The organism is Catenovulum sp. 2E275 (assembly GCF_025515275.1).
In the GTDB taxonomy this organism is placed as follows: domain Bacteria; phylum Pseudomonadota; class Gammaproteobacteria; order Enterobacterales; family Alteromonadaceae; genus Catenovulum.
Genome location: NZ_JAOPFU010000003.1, coordinates 54,920 through 79,932, shown reverse-complemented (window position 1 = coordinate 79,932; position 25,013 = coordinate 54,920). Strand labels below are relative to the sequence as shown.

General features: G+C 36.9%; 20 protein-coding genes and 1 tRNA gene. 5 read left to right on the top strand and 16 right to left on the bottom strand.

Annotation, left to right across the window (positions count from 1 at the left end):
- Positions 1 to 37 precede the first annotated feature (37 nt).
- The 6 genes from N7931_RS02575 to N7931_RS02550 form a co-directional block, all read right to left on the bottom strand.
- Positions 38 to 3,736 carry a hypothetical protein gene (locus N7931_RS02575; protein WP_262791717.1) on the bottom strand — a complete coding sequence of 1,233 codons (3,699 nt, stop codon included), beginning with the start codon at positions 3,734 to 3,736 and terminating at the stop codon, positions 38 to 40.
- 273 nt (positions 3,737 to 4,009) lie between these two features.
- Positions 4,010 to 5,101 carry a DNA polymerase IV gene (gene dinB / locus N7931_RS02570; protein ID WP_262791716.1) on the bottom strand — a complete coding sequence of 364 codons (1,092 nt, stop codon included), beginning with the start codon at positions 5,099 to 5,101 and terminating at the stop codon, positions 4,010 to 4,012.
- Between the two features lie 260 nt (positions 5,102 to 5,361).
- Positions 5,362 to 5,571: a hypothetical protein gene (locus N7931_RS02565; RefSeq protein WP_262791714.1), complete on the bottom strand. Its 210-nt coding sequence runs from the start codon at positions 5,569 to 5,571 to the stop codon at positions 5,362 to 5,364.
- 665 nt (positions 5,572 to 6,236) lie between these two features.
- A tRNA-Pro gene (locus tag N7931_RS02560) sits at positions 6,237 to 6,313 on the bottom strand.
- Between the two features lie 78 nt (positions 6,314 to 6,391).
- Entirely contained in the window at positions 6,392 to 7,927 is a 1,536-nt protein-coding gene (locus tag N7931_RS02555; protein WP_262791712.1) for a DUF3413 domain-containing protein, read from the bottom strand.
- A 9-nt stretch (positions 7,928 to 7,936) separates the two neighbouring features.
- Positions 7,937 to 8,152, bottom strand: coding sequence for a DUF1414 domain-containing protein (locus N7931_RS02550; protein ID WP_262791710.1), 216 nt, complete (start codon positions 8,150 to 8,152; stop codon positions 7,937 to 7,939).
- A 222-nt stretch (positions 8,153 to 8,374) separates the two neighbouring features.
- On the opposite strand from N7931_RS02550, the gene N7931_RS02545 reads away from it, so the two are divergent.
- Both N7931_RS02545 and rnd read left to right on the top strand, forming a co-directional pair.
- On the top strand, positions 8,375 to 9,367 hold the full coding sequence (locus N7931_RS02545; RefSeq protein ID WP_262791708.1) for a nucleoid-associated protein: 993 nt from the start codon (positions 8,375 to 8,377) through the stop codon (positions 9,365 to 9,367).
- A gap of 16 nt (positions 9,368 to 9,383) precedes the next feature.
- On the top strand, positions 9,384 to 10,520 hold the full coding sequence (gene rnd, locus N7931_RS02540) for a ribonuclease D (RefSeq protein ID WP_262791707.1): 1,137 nt from the start codon (positions 9,384 to 9,386) through the stop codon (positions 10,518 to 10,520).
- Between the two features lie 73 nt (positions 10,521 to 10,593).
- On the opposite strand, the gene N7931_RS02535 is transcribed toward rnd, so the two are convergent.
- Together N7931_RS02535 and N7931_RS02530 are read right to left on the bottom strand one after the other, a co-directional pair.
- Positions 10,594 to 11,193, bottom strand: coding sequence for a hypothetical protein (locus N7931_RS02535; protein WP_262791706.1), 600 nt, complete (start codon positions 11,191 to 11,193; stop codon positions 10,594 to 10,596).
- 332 nt (positions 11,194 to 11,525) lie between these two features.
- Positions 11,526 to 12,044: an energy transducer TonB gene (locus tag N7931_RS02530; protein WP_262791704.1), complete on the bottom strand. Its 519-nt coding sequence runs from the start codon at positions 12,042 to 12,044 to the stop codon at positions 11,526 to 11,528.
- A gap of 258 nt (positions 12,045 to 12,302) precedes the next feature.
- Between N7931_RS02530 and sbcB the strand changes: the two genes are divergently transcribed.
- The 3 genes from sbcB (at position 12,303) to N7931_RS02515 (ending at position 16,003) form a co-directional block, all read left to right on the top strand.
- The gene (gene sbcB / locus N7931_RS02525) at positions 12,303 to 13,745 is read left to right on the top strand and encodes an exodeoxyribonuclease I (RefSeq protein ID WP_262791702.1); all 1,443 of its coding nucleotides are present in this window, start codon (positions 12,303 to 12,305) and stop codon (positions 13,743 to 13,745) included.
- Positions 13,746 to 13,920: 175 nt separating this feature from the next.
- The gene (locus tag N7931_RS02520; RefSeq protein WP_262791700.1) at positions 13,921 to 14,511 is read left to right on the top strand and encodes a hypothetical protein; all 591 of its coding nucleotides are present in this window, start codon (positions 13,921 to 13,923) and stop codon (positions 14,509 to 14,511) included.
- Between the two features lie 286 nt (positions 14,512 to 14,797).
- Positions 14,798 to 16,003, top strand: coding sequence for a conjugal transfer protein TraF (locus N7931_RS02515; RefSeq protein ID WP_262791699.1), 1,206 nt, complete (start codon positions 14,798 to 14,800; stop codon positions 16,001 to 16,003).
- 124 nt (positions 16,004 to 16,127) lie between these two features.
- Here N7931_RS02515 and pyrF read toward each other — a convergent pair whose 3' ends face one another.
- The 8 genes from pyrF to gyrA form a co-directional block, all read right to left on the bottom strand.
- Positions 16,128 to 16,835: an orotidine-5'-phosphate decarboxylase gene (gene pyrF / locus N7931_RS02510; RefSeq protein ID WP_262791698.1), complete on the bottom strand. Its 708-nt coding sequence runs from the start codon at positions 16,833 to 16,835 to the stop codon at positions 16,128 to 16,130.
- 2 nt (positions 16,836 to 16,837) lie between these two features.
- Positions 16,838 to 17,986, bottom strand: a complete 1,149-nt coding sequence (locus N7931_RS02505) for a hypothetical protein (RefSeq protein ID WP_262791697.1) — start codon at positions 17,984 to 17,986, stop codon at positions 16,838 to 16,840.
- On the bottom strand, positions 17,986 to 18,273 hold the full coding sequence (locus tag N7931_RS02500) for a LapA family protein (protein WP_262791695.1): 288 nt from the start codon (positions 18,271 to 18,273) through the stop codon (positions 17,986 to 17,988). Before N7931_RS02500 ends, N7931_RS02505 begins: the two co-directional genes overlap by 1 nt.
- A 5-nt stretch (positions 18,274 to 18,278) precedes the next feature.
- Positions 18,279 to 18,566 carry an integration host factor subunit beta gene (locus tag N7931_RS02495; RefSeq protein ID WP_262791694.1) on the bottom strand — a complete coding sequence of 96 codons (288 nt, stop codon included), beginning with the start codon at positions 18,564 to 18,566 and terminating at the stop codon, positions 18,279 to 18,281.
- Positions 18,567 to 18,659: 93 nt separating this feature from the next.
- Positions 18,660 to 20,336, bottom strand: a complete 1,677-nt coding sequence (rpsA, locus tag N7931_RS02490; protein ID WP_262791692.1) for a 30S ribosomal protein S1 — start codon at positions 20,334 to 20,336, stop codon at positions 18,660 to 18,662.
- A gap of 134 nt (positions 20,337 to 20,470) precedes the next feature.
- A complete protein-coding gene (gene cmk / locus N7931_RS02485) occupies positions 20,471 to 21,157 on the bottom strand; it encodes a (d)CMP kinase (protein ID WP_262791691.1) in 687 nt (228 codons plus the stop codon).
- Between the two features lie 29 nt (positions 21,158 to 21,186).
- The gene (gene serC, locus N7931_RS02480; protein WP_262791690.1) at positions 21,187 to 22,272 is read right to left on the bottom strand and encodes a 3-phosphoserine/phosphohydroxythreonine transaminase; all 1,086 of its coding nucleotides are present in this window, start codon (positions 22,270 to 22,272) and stop codon (positions 21,187 to 21,189) included.
- Positions 22,265 to 24,883 carry a DNA topoisomerase (ATP-hydrolyzing) subunit A gene (gene gyrA, locus N7931_RS02475; RefSeq protein WP_262791688.1) on the bottom strand — a complete coding sequence of 873 codons (2,619 nt, stop codon included), beginning with the start codon at positions 24,881 to 24,883 and terminating at the stop codon, positions 22,265 to 22,267. The genes serC and gyrA overlap by 8 nt, the downstream gene beginning before the upstream one ends.
- Between the last annotated feature and the right edge of the window lie 130 nt (positions 24,884 to 25,013).

The following is a 25,013-nucleotide window of genomic DNA, read 5'->3' as shown; positions in this document are numbered from 1 at the left end:
CAAAGCTGGCATTTTAAAATCAGGAAAGCTCATTAAATTAATTTAATGTTTCCATTGTATCGTCTGAATATTCAACCGAATACATACCATTAGCCGGACGATAATAGATTTCACCTACGTCTTCACCATCAACCGTAATAACACCGATAGTTACATCTGAATCTTCTGACTCTGCGCTTGCCTGTTCAAAGCTCGTTGCAGAGTTTAATTCAATTTTAACACCCGAATTATTGGTTAATGTTGCTTTTCCAATATCTCCATCTTCGTCTTCATCAGCTGAATTAATCATTAAGTCTAAATTACGAATACCATTGTTATCAGCTAACTCGTAGGTAAAACCTAAATTAAATATCCCGCTTTCCAATCCATTCCTAGTGCCAGATAGGTTTAACTGAACATCATAATCATCAACAGTTAAACTAACATTTATTGTCGCTGCTAAATTGAGATAATTTGACTCTGTTTCAAATGCTGTATCTTCTGAGATAGAATAAGGATCAACATAAGCATCTAAAGTAAGTGATTTAGTAGCTTTTAAACTATCAAAATCAATATTACCTACATAAACGCCACCAATATTATCTATATAACTATAATAGCTAGCTTTACTATAAAAACGACTAGCGTCGACAACATCTGTAATATTTTCTGGATACCACCAGATCTCAAAATCATCAGCCGAAACACTATAATCATTATTCGGAGACCAAGAGCAATTATCAAGGTGAGTTTCAGCAGGGTTTAACCAACAATCATAACCTTGGATTTGGTAACTATCTACAGAACCATCACTATTATCATCTATTGGTGTTGCTGTACCCTTATATGCATAATGAATAGTCCAGTTCGTACCATCTGACCAAGATGACGACTTAATAAAGCTCAACATATCAGCATTATTAATCGAGTTCACAGGTGAAGTTGATAACTCATATTTATCCTGATATCTATCATAAGCACTTTGCCCCGTCTGAGTAAAAGTATAAGTGAAGTTGTTGTTAGAAGTTGACTCAAATTGTTCTGAGTAGCTGAAATCACCGCTAGCAATGTCAACATCTAACTGAGTATTATCTGAATTTAAGGTAATACTCACAGCATCATTAACTACCCCACTTATATTATAACCATTCAGGCTATTTGATAATCCAGGTGTGTAATCAAGAGGTTGAAGTTGTACTTTTCCAATATCAGCTAAATTGAAAAAGAAATATTCAGGGTGATTAGACTGAGCTCGCGAAACCAACTCCGATATATTATTAATTTCTCTAGGATCTCCAAAGCTAAATAAATCTTCTGATAAGTATGAGTATTCAATAAAATCATCAAGCGAGGCTGTAGTCCCTTCCCACCTAAAATCGCCATTTAACATTAATGTAGAACCATCAGCTTGCTTTAAAATACCGCCATCGCCAAGGTAGTCATTTACATTGACTTCAATATTTTCAATAAAGTATACCTCAAAATAATCCTGAGTAGGCTCAATAACTAATTGTTCAGCCCATACTGAATCTTCACCTGCTTCAGCTACAACATAAGTATATACATAACGAGTATTAATTTCGTCTAACTGTATTTCAGAGAAAGATTCATACTCATTAGTTACCGAATTATCAGCATGAGTAATCGTAAAATGGGTTACCCAATTGGATGAATCACCATCGAAAGAGCCCGAAAGTGAAACGACATCAGTAGCGGTAGGTAAACTAAACTCTATTGTTTTTTGATCTTCACCAACGGTAACTGACCCAATATTGGCGACTTCTTCTCCAATACCTTCGAAACTACTAGATTCAAAATCTCGGGCATTAGTAATATTTACAGTTAATGAAGCAGAAATACTTTCCCCTTGTGAGGATGAAAAATCTCCACTTAAAGTCAACATTTCTGGTAATGCCACCTCTTCTTTAGACACATAAAAATAAGTTTCATCATCCCAAGCTTGATTGATTCTCCATTCTAACTGAGGAACGATGGTTGCCTTTAATTTACCACTAAAGGCGATAGGATTTGTAATTTCAGTTGTTTCAGCCTGCTCTATATTTACATATAAATCAGCTCTAATTTCTTCAATTTGATAGTCAAGATCAACTGCGCTATCCAAATCATCCAATGTAATTACTTTTTTTGTTTTAACTGAAAAGATGCTACTTTCAGTTTCACTACCAAGTTTGATTAATGCATTTTCACTGCTTATCACACCATTTAAAGCAATACTGAACTCTTGACCACTATCATCTGACTCAAATCCATTAATTTTTGCAGTTAAATTCGCTTTCGAAATAAATTCTGCAGCATCAGCTCTGGCAGAAGTTGCACCTGAAGTTGTCGCTACAGGCATAACATTTGTAACGCTGAATAACATAGTTTCTGCATTAAATGAAATGCTACCAGATAAACTTGCATCAAAGTCTGCAACATTATAAGTTTTTGCAGTGATATCACCGTCTTCAATAGCATCACCATCTGCCACATTTATCATTGATAATACAGTTTCAATTTTCTGCAATAACTCAAAACTTTGCGCTTCTTGAGCAACCATATCATTGGCATCAAGTAATAATGTTTCGTAGGCTTCAACTTGGGGGATAAAACCTGCAGTTTCATTACTAGTTGCCTGCACACCTAATAACTGAGTTAATAACCTAACATCATTCACCATAGCTTTAGCTTTCTCTACTGGTGTTGCCCCAACAGGTTCACCATCTGAATCCGGATCAATACGTCCATCTTCACCTGCTTCTTGCTCTTTTTGAGTTTTATCACTAATCACCTCAGTTTCGATAACAGATAAGTTATCACTAGCTTCGGTATCACTGCTAATTGCTGGTTTTAATTTATCACTGGATGTTTTAGCTGCTGCTTCTAAAACATCATTAGTAGTTAGCTCAAAAGTGCTATTAGTATCATTTGGCTTAACCGCAATGGTACCACCCGCATTAACAATATCTTGAGTCGCTTCAGCTAATAAAGTGGTAATATCTTTACTATCGCTTGTTGCTTTAAATAACGCATTTGCAATCCCCGCATTAACCAAAGCATATTTTAACTCTGCTTGCTTGTTTTTAGCCGCATCAATAACACTTGCACTATCAACAGAAGCACCATCACTTCCGATGATTTTAGTAGATGTTAAGGTAGTAATATTACCTGAAACCCCAAATGCATTAGCAATTTTTGAGTTTTGCTGTTGTATTGTTGTAGCATCTAACAAATCTAAATTTGCTGTTATTAGCTCGCTAGAAATATGAGTTAAAGCTGAAACGTTTAATGTAATTTGTTCATCAGAGGCGGTAATATTAGAAATAGATGATAATGTAAAATCAGGAGCTGTTGAATTTAAGTCAATATCAGATCCAAATGGAACCGCACCGCAGCCGTCTACCGCATCACAAACCATCTTAGTATTTTCATTAGCTTGCAACTCAACTTTAACAGGTCCTGAATACTCAGGTACGCTAAAACTATAAAAACCATTGTCGTCGGTTATCATCCCTGTTTCGGTTTTAATTTCACTGTCAGGAATAACAGACCATTGTGAGTTTTCAAGTTTAAACGCAACAACGCTTGCTTGCTTCATCGTGCCTTTAGTCACTGTACCCGAAATAATAATCTCACCGCCAGTTGTATTGCCACCACCGTTACCATCAGTATCATTACTATCAGAACTACTTCCACCACCACAGCCCGCTAAACCAGCTAAAATCGCTGCTGTAATGGTTGATTTGATTAGTTTCATGTTTTTACCCTCACCTTGTTAAAACTACTTCCAAAAATAACTGCCCCTTAATATTACAATAAAAATGAGACATTGTTCGCACTTTTTCCCTTGCAATTATTTTTAACAACTATCAAACAACAAACACCCAAAACAACAACAAAACGAAACAAGAAAAACATTAACACCCTAATATTAAACATAAAATGATTAGAATCTATGTATAAAAATTCAACCAATAAGAAAGGTGAAACCTAGAAGCACAAGAATAAACTTAAATCGCTTTGCCATTCCTTATGAAAAATTAAATTCGTATTGGATTGGAAGGGTGCATAGATGAAGCTGATTATAATTTAGACCTACATTTAACCCAATCAATCTAATATTACGTCCTTGGCGTCTTTGCCACGCTTGATTAAGCAGCGTTTTAAAGGACTCAAGCTTAAAACCCCGCTCTGCTTTATACAAACGACTCTCGAGAGTCGTTTGCTGAAAGTCATCAAATTTTAATTTAATACCCAGTTTATTCACTTGCCCTAATTTTTTGGCTTTATTTAGCCTAAAATTCAGTTCTTGATATAACTTAGGTAAATAACTTTCAGCTTGAGTCAACAAAGTTAAATCACTTGCAAATGTATGTTCAACACCAATTGATTTTCTAATCCGCTCAGTTTTAACCGCTCTGTCATCAATACCAAAACAACGCTCAACTAAATTAGCTGCAAACTTACCAAAGTGCTGCTCTAATATTACCTTATCGTAAGCTCTTACATCTTTAGCGGTATATAAGCCAAACTTATGTAATTTTTCCAGTGTCGCTTTACCGACTCCCGGGATCTTTTTTAAATCTAACTTATCAATAAATCGGCTAACCTCTTGCGGTGTAATCACAAATAAACCATCTGGTTTATTTTCTTCACTGGCTATCTTGGCAAGAAACTTATTAGGGGCCACACCGGCTGAAGCGGTTAATCCGGTCTCGTTAACAATATCACGCCGTATCGCTTGGGCGATCAAGGTTGCACTCCCCTGATAAAACGGGCTGTTACTCACATCAATAAACGCTTCATCTAAAGATAATGGTTCAATGATTTCGCTGTAGCGTAAAAAAATGTCTTTTATTTGATTAGAAATGCTTTTATACAAAGCCATATTGCCGGAAACCAAAACTAAATCAGGGCATAGTTTAAATGCTCTGGCGGTTGCCATAGCCGAATGAATCCCATACTTTCTGGCAATATAGTTACAAGTTGAGATAACTCCACGCCTGTCGCTAGAACCGCCAACCGCTAGAGGTAAGTGTTTTAATTTAGGATTTTCACGCATTTCAACCGCAGCAAAAAAGCAGTCCATGTCGACATGAATGATTTTTCTACCCGATTGCATTTAGCCACCAAAAAACTGTATATAAATACAGTTAATTTATTTTATTTTTATGGCTGAGTCAATGAATACGAAATGAAAGAGATAAGTAAACTTAGGGGGCAACTATAAAACTAAAACACCACTAAAATGAACATCTAACAGAGCCAAAAAAATCCAAGGCAATAGTGGGCTGTATCCTGTGTGGATTCATATAATAAAAAACCCGGCATTACCGGGTTCAATCAATTTTTAACGGTTAAATTAAAATTATATAATAAAGCTTAATATAGGTCGCTATATGACCATATCATTGGTAATTCGTTATGTAGCATATTAGGTGTTAAAGTATCTAAAATTACTGCTGACTTTTTCTCAGGTTTAACCTGCTCTTGTTTTTCTTTGGTTTTAAAAGCATCAGAGGGCATGCTGATAGAAACACAGCTAAAAACAAAACTAACCAATACAAACGTGTGAACTAAAACCTTTTTCATTTAAAATATACCATCGGCAATCAGCCTAAAATTAATTTAACCTATGAGCAATTTAAAGATAAAACCATAAAATAAAGGCTTAATAAACTACCCAACTTAAACGCGCTATATTTTAAACCCTAACAAAGCAAAATAACACCAAATAAAACCCAAAAACAAAAATAACTTTAAAATAAAATACCTATAAAACAGTTATTTAAAAATATAAAAACAATTTATAACAAGTTAATTTAAAATAAAAATCAAAGTCAAAATTAAGATATATTAACCAAACAAATTAGCACAATTAAATTACAAAAAATTAAACTGATCTAAGCCAGTATGGTTGCACAAATATTAGCAAGGTATTTTCAAAAATAAGGGACGATCTAGGAATACGCTAAGAACTGGATAAACGAGCCGTCCTACTTTCCACGACATTCACTTATTTACCGAAGCTGGTTATAACTCACAATCACGTGCAGCACATACAAATGCAAAACCAACTAAGATTTATCAGCGTGAGCATATTGAATAGGTTGAGGTAACAGCTGGGGGAAGTCGGTTAAAACCAGAAACATTAAATATTGTATAAATAATAGTAATGATATGGAAACGATGTGAGAATGTAGTTTTAAATAAAGTGATTAACTAAGAATAAATCCGTTTATTATCAGTTAATTAATTGGTCGGATTGAGAGGATTCGAACCTCCGACCCCTGACACCCCATGACAGTGCGCTACCAGGCTGCGCTACAATCCGACTGGCTGCAATAATAATTAAATACTTAGCTAATGCAAGTATTTAATTATTATTAGAAAAGTAAATTAATCTGTTTGCTTATTTATCAACCAAATTGCGCTTTAAATGGTTAATTGCACGAATTAATGTTGAGGTTGCGGGTGCATCAACCAGCTCTCCAGTTTGCAGGCTATAACTTTGCATTTGTCCATCGCCTTGTATTCGGGTATTGGTATTATTAGACCAGACATAAATATTATTTTTATCTGCTGTCACTAACCAAGCAGCCCCAACAGGCACAGAAAATAAGTTATGACCAAACTTTTGATAATCCGCATAAAATGAGCAGGCTAACCAGCCTTCTAATATAGTCGGTAAAATATCAAAATTGCTGGTTAGATCCGGCAATGAAACTAACTCGCCTTTAACCATAATACGGCCATAAGCCTGTCGATCATTGGCTAATATAATCACAATTTGATTATCGTAATTAGCATAAGTTAACCAACGAGTCGCTTCGGTTAGATTGTCTAGCTGTTTAAACTCAAAAGATAAATTATCATCGCTGATACGTTTTTGCGCTGCAAACTCACTTAAATTTAGTTTATTCGCTAAATCCATCGGTGATAATCGTAAACTGGTATTTGTTGTGATTAAGGCACTGTCTAAAATACCATTGATATGTCCAACTTTTTGCTGATAAATTGCCGGAACGCCAGTTAACAATTCAAATAGCGCGTTATCAACTGAGACCGGTGACCAATGCTTAGCAACGGCTATCCCGGGTTCGGCAGAGCGTTTAGCAATCACCAGTTGCTCTATATTGTCGGCTTGGGTTGATAACACTTTTATATTTAAATTAGATAAAGGCGCTAAACAACTAAACTGATACTTGGGTTGAGCAATTAAATGGCTGGAAACATCAAAAGTCAGTTCTTTTTTCTGCTTATATTCATCTAAATCAACTAAACCAGACTGGCTTAAAATCGTTTTTGCTGTCATAGGCTGCGATAATGGCAGCATATTATCTTGCTTAGTAATTTGAGTGTATAAATTTAAATCAGCCCAAATATGCCCTAAATGTCCGCCAATAAAGCAAACCAACACAAAAGGGATCACTCTTAAATTAATAAAAAACCGACGAAACTTTTCAATATTACGCCAAAGCGCGTTCGCTAAAACAAGCTCAATCGCAAAGGTTGCAATAAATAGCACCAAAATAGCCGCTTTAAAACCAGCTGGCAGGTTTTGAGTTAATAAACCAAAATCGTTCTGAATATAATCGAGCGAGAGTAAATTTAAATGGTAGCCGTATACCGAATAAACCAAGGCATCAATAAATAATAAAATGAGCCCCAAAGCGGCAACAAATGCAGCCCAAGGCCTTGCCAAGTTAGGTTTATTAATTAAAGTAACCGGAAATACAAAAATTAAATAGCCTATAAAAAATAGAAAGGCAATATGGCCAATTGTATAACCCACTAAATAAATTTGGCTTAAGATGCTGGCTGGAAATGGCTCAGCAAACCAGTAAATAGTTGCCACAATAAAACCAAACAGCATGTTGCTGACACTAAACCAGTGCCCCCACGAATAAAGTTTGGATTTTGTCTGGCTTGCCTTATTTAATAGCATAAACGCAAATTATTCCTTAATTGAATCCTGTAATGCTCTGCTAAATTGAGCAGCAATGCTCGCTTGCTGCTCTGGTTTAAAGTTATTTTTTATAATATCAGCTAAAGTTTCCCCTAATGCCATCATGGATAAGGTAGCTGGCGCTTTTTGTACTTCTATTGCAATTTTAATCGCGGTAATAACTTTTTCTAAATCGTTATCTGAGAATTTGCTGGTTTGTGACATAAAATAATAATACTTCCAAAGAGTTACTGGGTATAAAACAGTCCAAATATTTAGGCTTACCCGGTTAGGTTTAGCGGATATTAAACTATTTTCATTTAGACTATTGCTATCAGAGCAAGCTTAATTATAACATTTAGTCTGCTAATAATGGGATTAAATTCATAACAATTTAAAATCTTACAAGCTTTCTCCTTATTAAAAATCAAAGAGTAAACAATTAATATGTCTGTCACCAGCGCACAACTCTACTTTAACCGCTATAAAGCCGAGAATGAACAAGTCATACTACAATTAGAATCAGCCTGCTTGGTTGAAGGTGATAATGCAGTTTTTTTAGCACAACAATTGCATCAATCTTTTGTTAAAAAAGGCCAAAAGCAATATTGTGCATTTGCGCAAGGCTCATCGGTAAAAGATAAAATTGAACAATCTGCCACCCGCTCAGAAATGGCTAATACTATCGCGAATCGAATTTTATCAGAACTAGATGCAGAAACGATTCCACCTGAGAGTATTTTAGTTGTCGGGTTTTATTACTATTTAGCGACAGATTATATGCTGGTTGCTATGTTAGGCGTTAAAGATTCAGTACAGTTAAGTGAAGCGATTAATCCGCAACGTTCACAGTATTTAGATATAGCGAATATTCAGTTAGCAATTCAAGCAGATTTATCTGAACTACAAATTAACCCAGATTCGAGCAAGGCGCTTGCTTATATTAAAGGGCGAGTAGGCAGAAAAGTTGGCGATTTTATGGCGCTGGCCTTTGAAATTGAAGAAAAATTTGATGCAAAACAAGCCACTCAAAAGCTAGTTGAAAATGTAGAGCTTTTTATTGAACAAAATGAAACCGATCCAGAAAAAACCAAAGCCGTTCGAGATATTTCAGTAGAAGTCATGAAATCAGCTTCGCAGTCTGGTGAGTTTATTCAAATCAAAGAGTTATCCGAAGAGATTGAAGAAAAAACAGGTTTATCAGGCTTTTATGATATGGCCGCACAAGATGAAGATTTTAATGATGAATGCCCTGTTTATTTATCCGCCTCTAAAGCGCTACAAAAGTTTTTTGGTCAAGGCGGCGGAATGAGTATTTCATTTAACCGGGATTTATTAGGTGAACATATAACATTTGATCCTGTTGCTCAAACGCTGACTTTTAAGAAAATTCCACCAAACTTGCTGGATTCACTTAAAAAATCATTAAAACAAGATTAATTAAGGCATTTATCCAATGGCATTTAACATCATAGATAATGATGCACAATTATTAGAGCTAAGCCAGCATTTATCCAAGCAGCCCTACTTTGCAATAGATACAGAGTTTGTGCGTGAGCGCACCTATTATCCTCAGTTAGGTTTAGTTCAAATATACGATGGTGAGCAGGTTTATCTGATTGATCCACTCACAATTCATCAGTGGGATAGTTTTAAGCAGTTGCTTGAAAACCCACAAGTAATAAAGATTATTCACTCGTGCAGTGAAGATATTGAGGTGCTAAAAACTGCATTTAATGCAAAACCTCAAGGGTTATACGACACCCAAATCGCTGAAGGTTTAATTAGCGCTAAACCAGCGATGGGGCTTGCGGTTTTAGTTGAAAAATATACTCAAGTTCAGCTGGATAAAGGCCACGCCAGAACAAACTGGTTAAAACGTCCTTTAAGTCAGGAACAGTTAAAATATGCCGCAGACGATGTTTTATATTTATTATCGGTTTATCGTCAGCAGCAAGCGATTTTACAGCAAAAGAATACTGAGTTTATTGTTTTTGAAGATGTAAATGACATTATTGAGAAAAAATTTAAGCCAAATTTGCCAGAGCTAGCTTGGCGAGATGTAAAATCTAATTGGCAGCTTTCACCAAGAGAGTTAGCAATTTTAAAAGAGCTAATGGCATGGCGTTTAGAATATGCCATGAAAAAAGATCTGGCAGTTAATTTTGTGGTACACGAGCGCAGTTTATTATTACTATGTCAGCGCCGCCCCGGTAACCTAAAAAGTATGAGCCATATTCCGGGTATTCATCCACTTGAAATAAAGCGTCATGGGCAACGTTTATTAGAATGTATTGAAAAAGGCAAAGCGGTTACCGAAGAAAACTGTCCACAAAAAATTAAACGTGTTGCCGAATTGGCACAATACAAAAAAATGTATACCGCGCTCAAGTCAGAAATTCAAAATGTTGCTAATCAGCAAAACCTAAATATAGAAGTGCTCGCCTCTAAGCGTATGATAAACCAATATATTGGTTATTATTTTGAGGTAACCAGTTGGAGTAAAGAAGAAGATCCGGAACTTAGCAAAGGCTGGCGAGGTGAACTATTAAATGAAAAATTGCATAAAAAACTCAGCAATTTTTTAGGTTAATCAATAAAAGTTAACAATGATTAGATTCTCCCTTCCCTAACGGTTCAGGGAGAACCCTAAATAACATATAACGTTAGAAATGTAGTGAGATATCAAGCCCGTACGAGTCGTATCCATCACCAGATGTAAAGCCCATCGTATAAGAGAATCTTTCACCAATAAAGACAGTTGCATCTAAACCATAAGCAAAATGGTTATCAGCCCCTTCTGGCACAACATAAGCCAGATTAGCGCCAAGGATAAAATGCTCAACCAACGCATAGTGTGAACCAAATTCTAAATTCACATCTGTTACTTCATCCTGCTCACCACCTAACACATCAACCAGTGAAGCATCCCAACCTGCGCTTACGTATACATCACCCAAATCAGAATATTGGTATCTTGCCCCGATATCCGCTTTTAAGCTAGAAATTGTAATATTGTCTTCACCCATGTCATCTTCCATAGATTCTAACTCAACAGCGTAATAAAGATTTTTATTTAATAATGCACCTAATCTTAGCGATAAAGCATTAACTGAATAATCAACATCATCAGTAGATACGCGATCAATACCAAGACCTAAGTATTGATAGTGTTTTTCTAATGTTGTTTCCGCATCTACTGCATAAGCTTGCCCCGAAAATGCACCAGCTAATAGAATTGCGCTTACAATTGTTTTTATTTTCATAGGTATTCCTTCAAGTTCTGTTTTAGTACTTAAGATAAATTCAATACAACCCACCAATCATTATACATCATTTTCCATCAAATAATATCGTAAAATTTACTAATTTTAAACATTTAACACAGAAGATACACATCAAAACAACCAAAACACAGTTTAATGTGTCAATAAAGAGGAATTTCAATCAACATATATTAATTTGTATCAAACTAATAACAAAAACGGGAAATAAAAAGGTAAGCACTAAAGTTAACTTAGTGCTTACCTTTAACCTTTCGGGGAGACATGAAAAATTTAAATAGTTTTAGCTATATCTATTACAGATAAAACTAGAGTCATTTTCCTAATGTGAATTGTATAAGCGCTTTTTGTTCAGCTAATTCTGAAGCTTTAAACTTCCAACGAGAAAGCGCATTAACAGCTTCTTTATCAAATGTTTTTGCCGGGCTTGAATCGACCACACTAATATTAATGACTTGCCCTTGAGCATCAATATCAAAACGTAACAATACCCACCCTTCCTGTGCGGTTTGCGCTGCAGCTTTAGGATATTTAGGTTCAACCTTAACAATTGGTTTTATTGATTGAGACATTTTAGGGACTGGTTTTGGCGCTGGTGTAGGTTGTAAAGCTGTAAACTCTGGGTTATTTGCTAATAAACTAGCCTGCTCTTCAATCGCCTGCTGTGCTTGATCAGGACTAGTAACCGGCTGAGGCGTTGGCTTAGCTTTATCTGCTTTGGCTTGCTCTTTATCAACCTGTATCTGAGCATTATCTTCACCCGCTTGCTCCTGAGGCTGGCTTTGGCAGGCAGTTAATACTAATAATGCTGATAAAGTGAGGATATGTTTCATTATTAAGTCCTTTCTAATCTAAACAACTTTTATCATTAAGGATAAATTAAAATATAACAAGCTAAACATTTTTATATTGGGTAACCTATAACAGTAACCTTTTTGTTAATTGTTAGCTTAGACATGCAGTTTTAACTTAAACAGGTTTGCGTTAATATACTGAATCTGAATCGTTTTATCATTTAAATAAGAACGCTTTTCATATCTTGAGTATATTTTATACTTTACATTTTACATCTCTTTTTTGCGATAAAATACATGAGTTATCAAAACCAACCAACACTGCTATTCCACGATTATGAAACTTGGGGTGTTAACCCTAAAAAAGATCACCCTGCACAATTTGCTGCAATTCGCACTGATTTGGAGTTAAATGAAATAGCTGAGCCTGTTGAGTTTTTTTGTTACCCGCCGCTGGATTATTTACCAAATCCGGAAGCGTGTTTAATTACAGGTATAACACCTCAATTAACTCAGCAAAAAGGGACTTGTGAGCACGAATTTATTCGTAAAGTATTACAAGAAATGAGTGTACCGAATACTTGTAGCCTTGGTTACAATACCATTCGATTTGATGATGAAGTGACCCGTTTTACGCTATACCGAAACTTTTTCGATCCTTACGCCAGAGAATGGCAAAATGGAAATAGCCGTTGGGACTTAATCGACTTAGTTAGAGCCTGTTATGCGTTAAGACCTGATGGTATTAACTGGCCGTTTAAGGAAGATGGGAGTCCAAGTTTTAAACTTGAAGATCTCAGCAAAGCGAATGGACTTGCCCATGAGAATGCTCATGACGCAGTTTCAGATGTAAGAGCAACCATTGAAATGGCACGTCTGGTTAAACAAAAACAACCCAAACTGTATCAGTATTTATTTGACCTAAAAGATAAACGTAAAGTTAGCCAATTAATTGATATTAATAATTTAACTCCGTTAGTTCATGTGTCATCAAAATTAAAAGCGACACAGGGCTGTTGCACCTGGGTTTGTCCAATTGCTTGGCACCCTAGCAATAGCAATGCAGTTATTGTTATTAATTTAGCGTTAAACCCAACACCATTAGTTGAGCTATCAGTAGATGAAATAAAACAAAAGTTATTTACTTCATCTGAAAATTTAGCCGAAGGTGAAGATAGATTACCGGTGAAACTTATTCATATCAATAAATCTCCGGTGCTGGCTCCAGCAAAAACATTAACGCCAGAGAATGCCGATAGATTAGGTATTAATAGGGCACAATGCTTAGATAATTTACAGTTTATTAAACAACATCCGGTGATTAGAGAAAAATTAGTTCAGTTATATGAGTCTATCTCTTTTGATGAGGTAAATGATGTTGATCAGGCTTTGTATCAAGGGTTTACTAATCCAGCGGATAAAGCATTAATGGAGCAAATACAAGCCATGCCAGTCAACCAATATGCAGATCTCTCCCCTAACTTTACCGATCCTAAATTTAACGAGCTTTGGTTCAGATTTAAAGCACGCAATTATCCACATTTATTGAACGAGAGTGAAATACTGAAGTGGCAAGTTCATTGTAAGGACAGATTAACGGACGAAAATAACTTATCTAGTTTAAACTTTTCGACATTTACAACTAAACTTGAATCATTAGTAGAGCAACATAGTCAAGATGAAGGTAAAATAAAAATAATAAAATCTTTATTTCGATACATACAGCACACTTATGGATAATTAATTAGACAAAAATGTAAATTCTTCGCTAAAATATAAATGAGTAGCGTTCATTATAATATAAGAAGCAAAAGGCTGTGATTTCCTGAATTTAGATAACACTAGTCAAAAATCAAATTAGTATTGTCAATTCACAGTGTTTAAAACAAATAAATGATTAGAGAGTTTAGTAAGAGTGCCACTACCAGACTACATTCCTAAAAAGTATAAAACTATTTTAGAAGACGATGCACATGGAATTAGCTTTCCGTGTAAATCAGGCTGTCAAATGCGTTTTATCCGAAACAAAGTTGATATGGGCGGTTTTTATTCCTACAAACAATGGGGGGGAATAGACAAAGCTTTAAAAGCTGCAATAAATCGTAACAAGCAACTAAAAATGTTATATCCAACTCATAGAATTAAACGCCAGCATAAACCGAAAGATGGAACCAGCTGTGGGTTTAATGGTGTAGGGTTCAGAGAAAAACTAGATAAACGCCGAAATGAAATTGAACGATTCTATTGGGTTAGTTATCGTAGAAATGGAAAACCAGCTGTCAAAACATTTTCTTTAGGTTACTCCGACTTTGATGCTGATTTACAATTACATGCCTACCGAACTGCTATACAGTTCAGATCAGAGTGGGATGCTGATGGTAATAGCATGGATGAAACAAAATATAAAAACTGGAAAACTATCCGTTTATATGATCCTGGTACACCCAAATGCGATTATAGTCGCGAAAGGCGAAAGAAAGCAAAAAATGAAAAAAGCAAATCCTAACTTACATATTATTGCTAAGTCTCTACCCCATAATTAAAATCTATTATCGCTTAGAGTTAGGTAAAGTAATCCAATAACTTATTGTACCTAACTCTTTTTATAGCGGAACATTTCAGAAAAATATTAATTTTTTAATATTTATCCCTTACAATAAAAGTAAGAACCAAATCACAAAAATCTATTTTGTAAGCTTTTTGGATTCTTAACTTAAACACACCTATCACGCTCAAACCATGACAAAACTAATTTTAGGTATTGAGATTAGCAGTACAAAAAGGAACCTAATATGAAAAAACTATCAATTGCCATTCTGGCTTCACTATATGGCTTTCACGCGCAAGCTGCGGAAGTTCGCTCAATGGGGATGGGCAGTGTAACTGCTGTTGGTGGTAGCTATTTGAGTGCACCAACAAATAACCCTGCTCTTTTAGCCAGCCAAATTGATGATACTGATGATTTTGGGATGATTTTACCGGGTATTTCAGTCGAAGCAGAAGACTCTGATGATTTAGCCAATGGCATTGACGAGTTTCAAGATGCTTATGACAGATTAGAAGAGTTATTAGAAGATGCAGAAGCAAATCCATTATTTGCAAATCAAGATGAACTAGATGCGGCTAGAGAAAACTTAATTGATAAATTTGCAAACTTAGATAGTGAATTATTAGTTGGTGTTGATGCTGGATTAGTTATTGCTGGACATACTCGAATTGGTTCATTAGCTTTATTTGCTGATACACAAATAGATGCAATAGTGATTGCAGATATAGATGAAGCACACGATAGTGAGGTAATTAGAGAAGCCGATACAACCGAAGAGCTCGAAGATAATTTAAGATCATCAGCACAAGTAATCGCAGCCAATGTCCTAGAACTAGGTGTAACTTATGCAGACAATTACGAATATCAAGGCCATCAATTTAGTTTAGGTTTAACACTTAAAAACCAGAGAGTTGACTTTTTTAACTACGAAACCACCATTTCTGACTTTGATGAAGATGATTTTGATGGCGATGAATACTTAAACGATGATTCAAACTTTAATATCGATTTAGGTGCTGTTTACAAAGTTAATCAAAACTGGACTTTAGGTTTATCAGCTAGAAACTTAATTAGCAACGACTATACTTCTAAGCCAAGTGATATAACTGATGAAGTCTCTACCTATAAAATAGGCCCTGAAATCACAGTTGGTGCCGCTTATTATAATGGTTATTTAACTGTTGCGGCTGATCTTGAATTAACTGGCACGGAAAGGTTTGAAGGTAGTGAAGATGACAGCCAGTACGCTTCTATCGGGGTTGAAGGTGACCTATTCAAATGGGCTCAATTACGCTTAGGTTATAAGCATGACATTGAAGGGAATTACGATGGTAAATATACTTTTGGCCTTGGTTTAGCGCCATTTGGTGTATTCCATATCGATTTAGCGGCTCAATATGCTGAAGACAGAAAAGGCGCTTTAGGTTTACAGTTGTCTTATACTTTCTAAGTTAATTCAATCAAGCTATTCAGTAAATTAATAATAAAAAGCGATGCTACCACCACAGCATCGCTTTTTTGTTTAAAAACTTGATAATATTAGCTTAGAAATTTAGCCAAATAACACTTTAACTTTACAGACCCAGCGAAGCATTTATTGCTTTAAGTACCTGAGCAGGATTACTCGCCTGAGTAATAGGACGCCCGACAACTAAATAGCTTGAACCTGCATCCATTGCCATTTTGGGTGTCATAATACGTTTTTGATCGCCTTTATCTGAACCTTCTGGTCGAATGCCCGGTGTCACTAAATCAAAATCACTTCCGATATGATTACGCAAAATTTCCGCTTCCTGAGCTGAGCATACAACGCCATCTAAACCAGATTCATTGACTAATTCAGCTAACATTTTTACCTGTTCAGCAGGTGATTTTGTTACGCCTATTCCAGCTAAGTCAGATTCATCCATACTGGTTAATACGGTTACCGCAATTAATAAGGGTGGTTGTTCAAAATTATCAGCCAATGCTTGTTTAGCTGTTTGCATCATCACTTTCCCGCCACTCGCATGAACATTAACCATCCAAACACCGAGTTTTGCTGCCGCAACACAAGCTTTTGCCGTTGTAGCTGGGATATCATGAAATTTTAAATCTAAAAAAACATCAAAGCCTTTATTAACTAACGACTTAACAAATTCCGGCCCAAATAGAGTAAACATTTCTTTACCTACTTTTAAACGGCATTCTGTCGGGGTTAGTTGCTCAACTAACTTTATAGCTTGTTCTTCATTATCAAAATCTAAGGCGACGATAACAGGTGACTTACAAATATTTGTCAAAATTAATCTCCAGTTAAACCAATTATAGGTTTGACACTCCCCCAGTGTTTGCAACGAGGACATTGCCAAAATAATAAGCTGCCCTGATAACCACATTGCTCACATTCATAACTGGGAAGTTGTTTTACTTTATTTACAACCATTTTTTCAAGATTCAGCATCATCTGCTGAGCTTCTGGTGCATCTGTTTTTTTAGCATTCAGCTTTAATAGTTGGGCAAAGCCAGAAATAGTCGCGTGCTTATCCAGCATGCCTAATACACTTTTACGTGCATCACCGACTCTGTCTTGACGTTCCATAATATCAGCGATAGCAGCAACAACAGAGGTGCTTTTAATTTGCCCTGAAATTGAAATTAGAAAGTCCAGTCTAATTGCATCATCCGGAAAAACAGCGGCAAGACGAGGCACTAATAAAGCAATAAAATCAGGACACGTATCAGCAAATACTCGACTTAACTGATTAGCTTGCTCTGATTCTCTCAACTCGATATAACAATCAATTAAATCTAAATATGCTCTAGCGCACTTTTTATCGTAAGAAAGCGCCTGTTTGAGCATAGCGATTTTTTCATGTGTTGCTTTTTCGCTGGCGAGTTCGCATAACAGATACGCTTTGGTCACCTGATATGGTTCACCATCTTGTGTTTCAATAGGCTCTATCGCATCAAAAGCTTGTTGCCAGTCTTTAAAGGTTTGATATATTCGAGATAAAATCAACCTAGCCTCACGCGCACAAGCTTTATCTTCTAATAGTGGCAGTAATAACTTTTCAGCCCTATCGTATAAAGCACAATCGACATAATCTCTGGCTAGTTGAATAATAGATTGGCGGCGTTGCTCTGGCGTTAAAACATCCTGCTGGGCTAAAAATTGATGAATTTTAATTGCCCTGTCGTTTTCCCCTTTAGCTCTAAATAATTTACCTAAAGCTATGTGGGTTGTGAATGTTTCATTATTGACTTCAAGGTTTTCAATCAGCACATTTATGGCTTTATCTCTTTGATTGCTCAAAAAAAGATTAAGCCCAGATAAAAAGTCCTGATTGATTTTTTCATGCTGCTTGAGCTGTGACTGGCGATAACTATTACGCCCCATCACATAGCCGTACAAAGCAGCAACAGGTAATAGTAAAAATAATAACTCAGGCATTATTTATCTTTAAGTTGTAATCTCAACAGTTCGATTTCCTGATTCAGTTTATTTATTTTCCAATTTCTTTGCTGTAAGTTAAATCGCAATTTGAGTAAATAATAACCCCAAGCAATTGTACTTAAAGCAAAACCAGTAAACAGGAAAATAGCCAATACCATAGATAAAGGCATAGACTGAACCGCTAAAAGGTAGTTAAGCTGAACTATCTCAGTATTATAAGATGAGATTAACAGTAAAATACCCGCGATTATTATCAGTAAAATAATACTAATTGCAGTTTTCAAGGGATTTACTGAATGCTTTCGTTAACACGTTCGCGCATTTCTTTGCCTGGTTTAAAATAAGGAACATATTTACCAGTCAAATCAACACTTTCACCTGTTTTTGGGTTTCGTCCAGTGCGTGGTGCACGGTAGTGCAAAGAGAAGCTACCGAAACCGCGAATTTCAATGCGATCACCAGTAGAAAGGGATTGAGACATATATTCAAGCAATTCTTTAACACTCGCTTCCATCTCCTTTAACGGTACAGAAGGCTGTTTGTTTGCCATTAGTTCAATCAATTCAGATTTTGTCATAATTATATACTCCGGTTAATCAACACGATTAGGTTACCAAAGTATAACAAAGGTATAAGAAAGGGAGTAGAAATAATCTACTCCCAAGCGATATTATTCGCCTTTTTGTGCGTTTTTGAACGCTTCAGCCATTGCATTGCTGAATACTGCAGCATCTTGTTGTTTATTAACAGATTCTACAGCAGCTTTTTCGTCAGCTTCATCTTTTGCCTTGATAGACAAACTGATTACGCGGTTTTTACGATCTACGCCAATATATTTAGCTTCAACCACATCACCTTCGTTTAATTCAGTTGATGCATCTTCTACACGCTCACGTGAGATATCAGCAACACGGATGTAACCTTCAACGCTGTCAGCTAATTCAACAGTTGCACCTTTCGCGTCAACACTGGTAACCTTACCACTAACAATAGCACCTTTTTTGTTTGCAGTCAGGTAGTTAGTGAAAGGATCTTCATCAATTTGTTTGATACCTAGTGAAATACGCTCACGCTCTGCGTCTACTTGTAGAACAACAGCGGTCAGTTCTTCACCTTTTTTGTAGTTACGAACGGCTTCTTCACCAGTAACATTCCAAGAAATGTCAGATAAGTGAACAAGACCATCGATACCACCGTCAAGACCAATGAAGATACCGAAGTCAGTGATAGATTTGATCTTACCGCTAACTTGATCGCCTTTCGCGTAGTTTTTAGCAAACTCTTCCCATGGATTAGGTTTACATTGTTTTAAACCTAATGAGATACGACGACGCTCTTCATCAATTTCAAGTACCATAACTTGAACGTTGTCACCTAAGTTAACAACTTTTGATGGGTGGATGTTTTTGTTAGTCCAATCCATTTCAGAAACGTGAACTAAACCTTCAACGCCTTCTTGGATTTCAACAAAACAACCATAGTCAGTTAAATTAGTAACACGACCTTCTAAAGTAGCACCTTCAGGGAAACGAGCTGCTAACTCAGCCCAAGGATCGCTACCTAATTGCTTAAGACCTAAAGATACACGTGATTTATCTTTATCGAATTTAAGCACTTTAACAGTGATTTCATCACCCACATTAACGATTTCGCTAGGATGCTTAACGCGTTTCCAAGCCATATCTGTAATGTGTAATAGACCGTCAAGACCACCTAAATCTACGAATGCACCGTAGTCAGTTAAGTTCTTAACGATACCAGTTACTTCTTGACCTTCGTCTAAGTTAGCAAGTAATTCGCTACGCTCAGCACTTGTTTCTTGCTCGATAACAGCACGACGAGAAACAACTACGTTGTTACGCTTTTGATCAAGTTTGATAACTTTGAATTCTAATTCTGCATTTTCTAGGTAAGTAGTATCACGAACAGGACGAACGTCAACTAAAGAACCAGGTAAGAATGCACGGATACCTTCAACTTCAACAGTGAAGCCACCTTTTACTTTACCGCTAATTAAACCAGTAACCGTTTCACTGTCTTCGCAAGCTTTTTCAAGGCGAATCCAAGCTTCATGGCGCTTAGCTTTTTCACGAGAAAGAATTGTTTCACCGAAACCGTCTTCAACAGCGTCTAGTGCAACATCAATTTCGTCACCAACATTAACTTCTACTTCGCCTTGGGCGTTATAGAACTGCTCAGCAGGAATAGCCGCTTCAGATTTTAAACCAGCGTCAACTAAGATAACGTCTTTCTGAATAGCAACGATAGTACCTTTAACGATGGCACCAGGACGTGTTTCGATTTCATTTAAGCTTTCTTCAAAAAGCTGTGCAAAACTTTCGGTCATAAATAAAGTTTACTTATATATAAATAATCCGAGTCAAATCCAAATAACCCAGGGTTGTTTAAAATAACCGGCGTCATCCTTATTCCGGTTTCCAGCACTAAAAAATTTTAGTGGCAAAATTCGTTAACTAAAGTTTAAGAACCTAATTTTTGCTGCATGTAAGCAAAAACCTGTTCAACCACTTCATCAATACTCATAAGAGTAGAATCTATTTCCAGCGCATCTTCAGCCGGAATCAAAGGCGCAACACTACGATTGCTGTCTCTTTCATCCCGAGCCTGAATATCGGCTAAAAGATGTTCAATTTTAACGCTAGGATCATTATCTTTCAACTGTAGATAACGTCTTTTTGCTCTTTCTTGCGCAGAAGCGTTCAAAAAAACCTTAACTTGTGCATTTGGAAATACAACTGTGCCCATATCCCGACCATCAGCAACTAAGCCCGGAGCTTCTTTAAAAGCCCGCTGACGTCTTAATAACGCTTCACGTACTCTCGGTAATGCTGCAACTTTAGAGGCAACAGCGCCAACCTTTTCATTGCGAATGTCGCCAGATACATCTTCACCTTCTAAAATCACTAAGGTTGTAGAACCGTCGGCTGAAGACTTAAAGTGCACATCCAAATAAGATGCTAATGGTACAACTGACTCTTCATCCATAGGATCTATATCATGGTGAATGGTAGCTAGCGCTAAAACCCGATATATCGCACCACTATCTAAAAAATGCCAACCTAATTTATCAGCAATTTTTTTACTAACCGTGCCCTTACCAGCACCGCTAGGACCATCAATTGTTATGACTGGAACTTGATCCGCCATCCCTAACCTCTTTGTATTTTTGCTATTGCTTAACCGTTTCTTTTTGCAAAATCCTGCATAAAGTTAACTAAAGCTTGCACACCTTCTAGTGGCATAGCGTTATAAATGCTCGCACGCATACCACCAACAGAGCGGTGACCTTTAAGCGCTAATAAACCTTGTGCTTTTGACTCTGCTAAAAATGCTGCATTTAAAGCTTCATCTTTAAGATAAAAAGGTACATTCATGCGAGAGCGATAACGAGTTTCAACTCGATTTTCGTAAAACTCATTATTATCAATAAAATTATATAAAAGCTCGGCTTTAGCAATGTTAGTTTGCTCAACCGCTTTTACACCACCTTGCTGTTTTAGCCATTTAAATACTAAACCAGCTAAATACCATGCATAAGTTGGTGGTGTATTAAACATAGATTCATGTTTAAGTTGCAGAGTGTAATCAAATATCGATGGTGTAACTGAGCGTGCACGACCTAATAAGTCTTTACGAACAATCACTATCGCCAAACCAGACGGCCCGATATTTTTTTGTGCACCAGCATAAATAATACCGAATTTATTCACGTCAATTTCACGCGATAAAATACACGATGACATATCTGCCACTAAAGGCTTCTCAACCTCTGGAATGGTGTCAAATTCAATACCGTCAACGGTTTCATTTGGACAGTAATGTACATAAGCTGCGTCTTTAGATAACTGCCAATCTGCCTGTGGCAAAACAGAGCCTAAACCATTATTTTTATAACAATCGGCTGCCAAGTTAATTTTGCCAAACTTTTGCGCTTCAGTTAGGGCTGATTGAGACCAAGAACCGGTCAAAATATAATCTGCAATACCATTTTCAGGTAGAATATTTAATGGTACAGAAGCAAATTGCCCGCGACCACCACCATGCATAAATAGCACAGCATAGTCGTCAGAAATATTCATTAATTCACGTAAATCACGCTCGGCTTGATTCGCAACTTCCAGATAATCAGCACTTCGGTGGCTGACTTCCATTACAGAGCACCCCTGCCCACTCCAGTTAACAAACTCTTGCTGTGCTGCCAGCATAACATCTTTTGGCAGCATCGCAGGACCTGCACAAAAATTGTATACAGGATTACTCATCGTTATTTTCTTCACTCTCTACAGCAGAACTTTCTGAAGTTTCAGTCGCCTCATCATTTAATGCTTCGGCCAATACTTCATCATCTTCAATTTCATCAATACGTTGTAGTGCAACAACCAGTTCATTTTCAGCGGTACGAATTAATCGAACCCCTTGAGTATTACGGCCGACAACTGACACTTCAGCAACTCGGGTACGGACTAAAGTGCCCTTGTTACTAATTAACATAATTTCTTCATTTTCAGTGACCTGAACAGCACCAACAACCGCGCCATTACGCTCACTCACCTTAATAGAGACAACCCCCATAGTCGCACGACTTTTTGCTGGATAGTCTTCTAATGGTGTACGTTTACCAAAACCATTTTCTGTTGCAGTTAAGATTTCACCATCATTATGCGGTACTATCATCGAAACAACATGCTGGCCGTCGTCCAGTTTCATCCCTCTTACACCAGTTGCAGTTCTCCCCATTGGGCGAACTTGTTGCTCGTTAAAACGAACAACCTTACCAGCATCAGAGAACAACATAATATCGCTATCACCATGAGTAATATCAACACCAATCATGTGATCGCCATCATTTAAATTAAGCGCGATAATACCGCTCGCTCTCGGACGTGAATATTCTTTAAGCGCTGTCTTTTTAACCGTACCATTTGCAGTTGCCATAAAGACAAATTTATCATCTTCAAATTCACGTACAGGTAAAATGGCACTAATTCTTTCGTTTTCTTCTAGCGGTAGTAAATTAACGATTGGGCGACCACGCGCGGTTCGGCTAGCTAAAGGCAGTTGATATACTTTTAACCAATATAAACGACCACGGTTTGAGAAACATAAAATGGTATCGTGCGTATTGGCGATTAATAATTTTTCAATAAAATCATCATCTTTCATTTTCGCGGCAGCTTTACCTTTACCACCACGACGCTGCGCTTCGTATTCAGTTAACGGCTGATACTTAGCATACCCTTCGTGAGATAAAGTCACGACTACATTTTCTTCTGCAATCAAATCTTCCATGTTAATATCGTGTGCCGCAGCGGTAATTTCAGTGCGACGCTCATCACCAAACTCATCACGAATAGCGATTAATTCATCACGAATCACTTCCATTAATCGAACTGAGCTAGATAAAATGTGTAAATACTCAGCAATTTCTTCTAATAATGCTTTGTATTCATCTAAGATTTTTTCGTGCTCAAGGCCGGTTAATCTGTGTAGCCTTAACTCAAGAATAGCCTGAGCTTGTTGCTCAGTTAAATAATACTGACCATCGCGAATACCATAAGACGCTTCAAGCCACTCAGGGCGCGCTGCATCTGTACCCGCTCGCTCAAGCATACTGGCAACATCACCTAAATCCCAAGCTGTTGAAATCAAGCCTTCTTTTGCTTCTGCTGGGGTTGGTGAGCGTTTAATTAACTCAATAACTGGATCGATATTCGCCAGTGCAATTGCTAAACCTTCAAGAATATGCGCACGCTCACGCGCTTTACGTAATTCAAAAATGGTTCGGCGAGTCACCACTTCACGTCTGTGATTCAAAAAGGCTTTTAAAGTATCGGTTAAATTAAATAAACGTGGTTGGCCATTATCCAGCGCAACCATGTTAATACCAAAAACGACCTGCATTTGTGTTAACGAATATAAATGATTTAATAAAACTTCGCCGGACTCACCGCGTTTTACCTCAACCACAATACGCATACCATCTTTATCAGATTCATCACGTAATGCAGAGACAGAGTCGATTCGTTTTTCTTTAACTAATTCAGCAATTTTTTCAATTAAGCGAGCTTTGTTAACCTGATAAGGAATTTCAGTCACAATAATGGTTTCACGACCATTATCTGCCACTTCAATTTCAGCGCGCGCTCTTAAATAAATTTTACCACGGCCGGTACGATAAGCTTGCTCTATACCAGCTCGTCCACTAATCATTGCAGCAGTAGGGAAATCCGGACCTGGAATAATTTCAATCAACTCTTCAATTGAAATATCTGGATTTTCGATCATAGCCAAACACCCACCAATGACTTCAGTTAAGTTATGTGGTGGAATATTCGTTGCCATACCAACCGCAATACCAGATGAACCATTAACTAATAAGTTAGGTACTCGGGTTGGTAATACTTCAGGAATTTGTTCTGTACCGTCATAGTTAGGTAAAAAATTAACGGTTTCTTTTTCAAGATCGGCTAATAAAGAATGTGCAATTTTTGCCATTCTCACTTCGGTATAACGCATTGCAGCGGCTGAATCACCATCAACAGAACCAAAGTTACCTTGTCCGTCAACCAGCATATAGCGTAATGAAAACGGCTGCGCCATACGTACAATGGTATCGTATACAGCACTATCACCATGCGGGTGATATTTACCAATTACATCACCAACGATACGAGCAGATTTTTTATACGGCTTGTTAAAATCATTTTTCAGCTCATTCATTGCAAAAAGTACACGTCTGTGTACAGGTTTTAAACCGTCTCTCACATCCGGAAGTGCACGGCCTACAATGACGCTCATCGCATAATCAAGGTAAGAATTTTTTAATTCATCTTCGATATTGATTGGAAGAATTTCTTTTGCCAAATCGCTCATAAACAGGATTATTCCCTACTTTGTAATACTTGTTTTGGGTAAATGATTTTATCGTTAATCATTTTTTAATCCGCGATTCTACCACATTCACCAGCGCATACCATTGAAAAATTCATAACTTACTAAAATG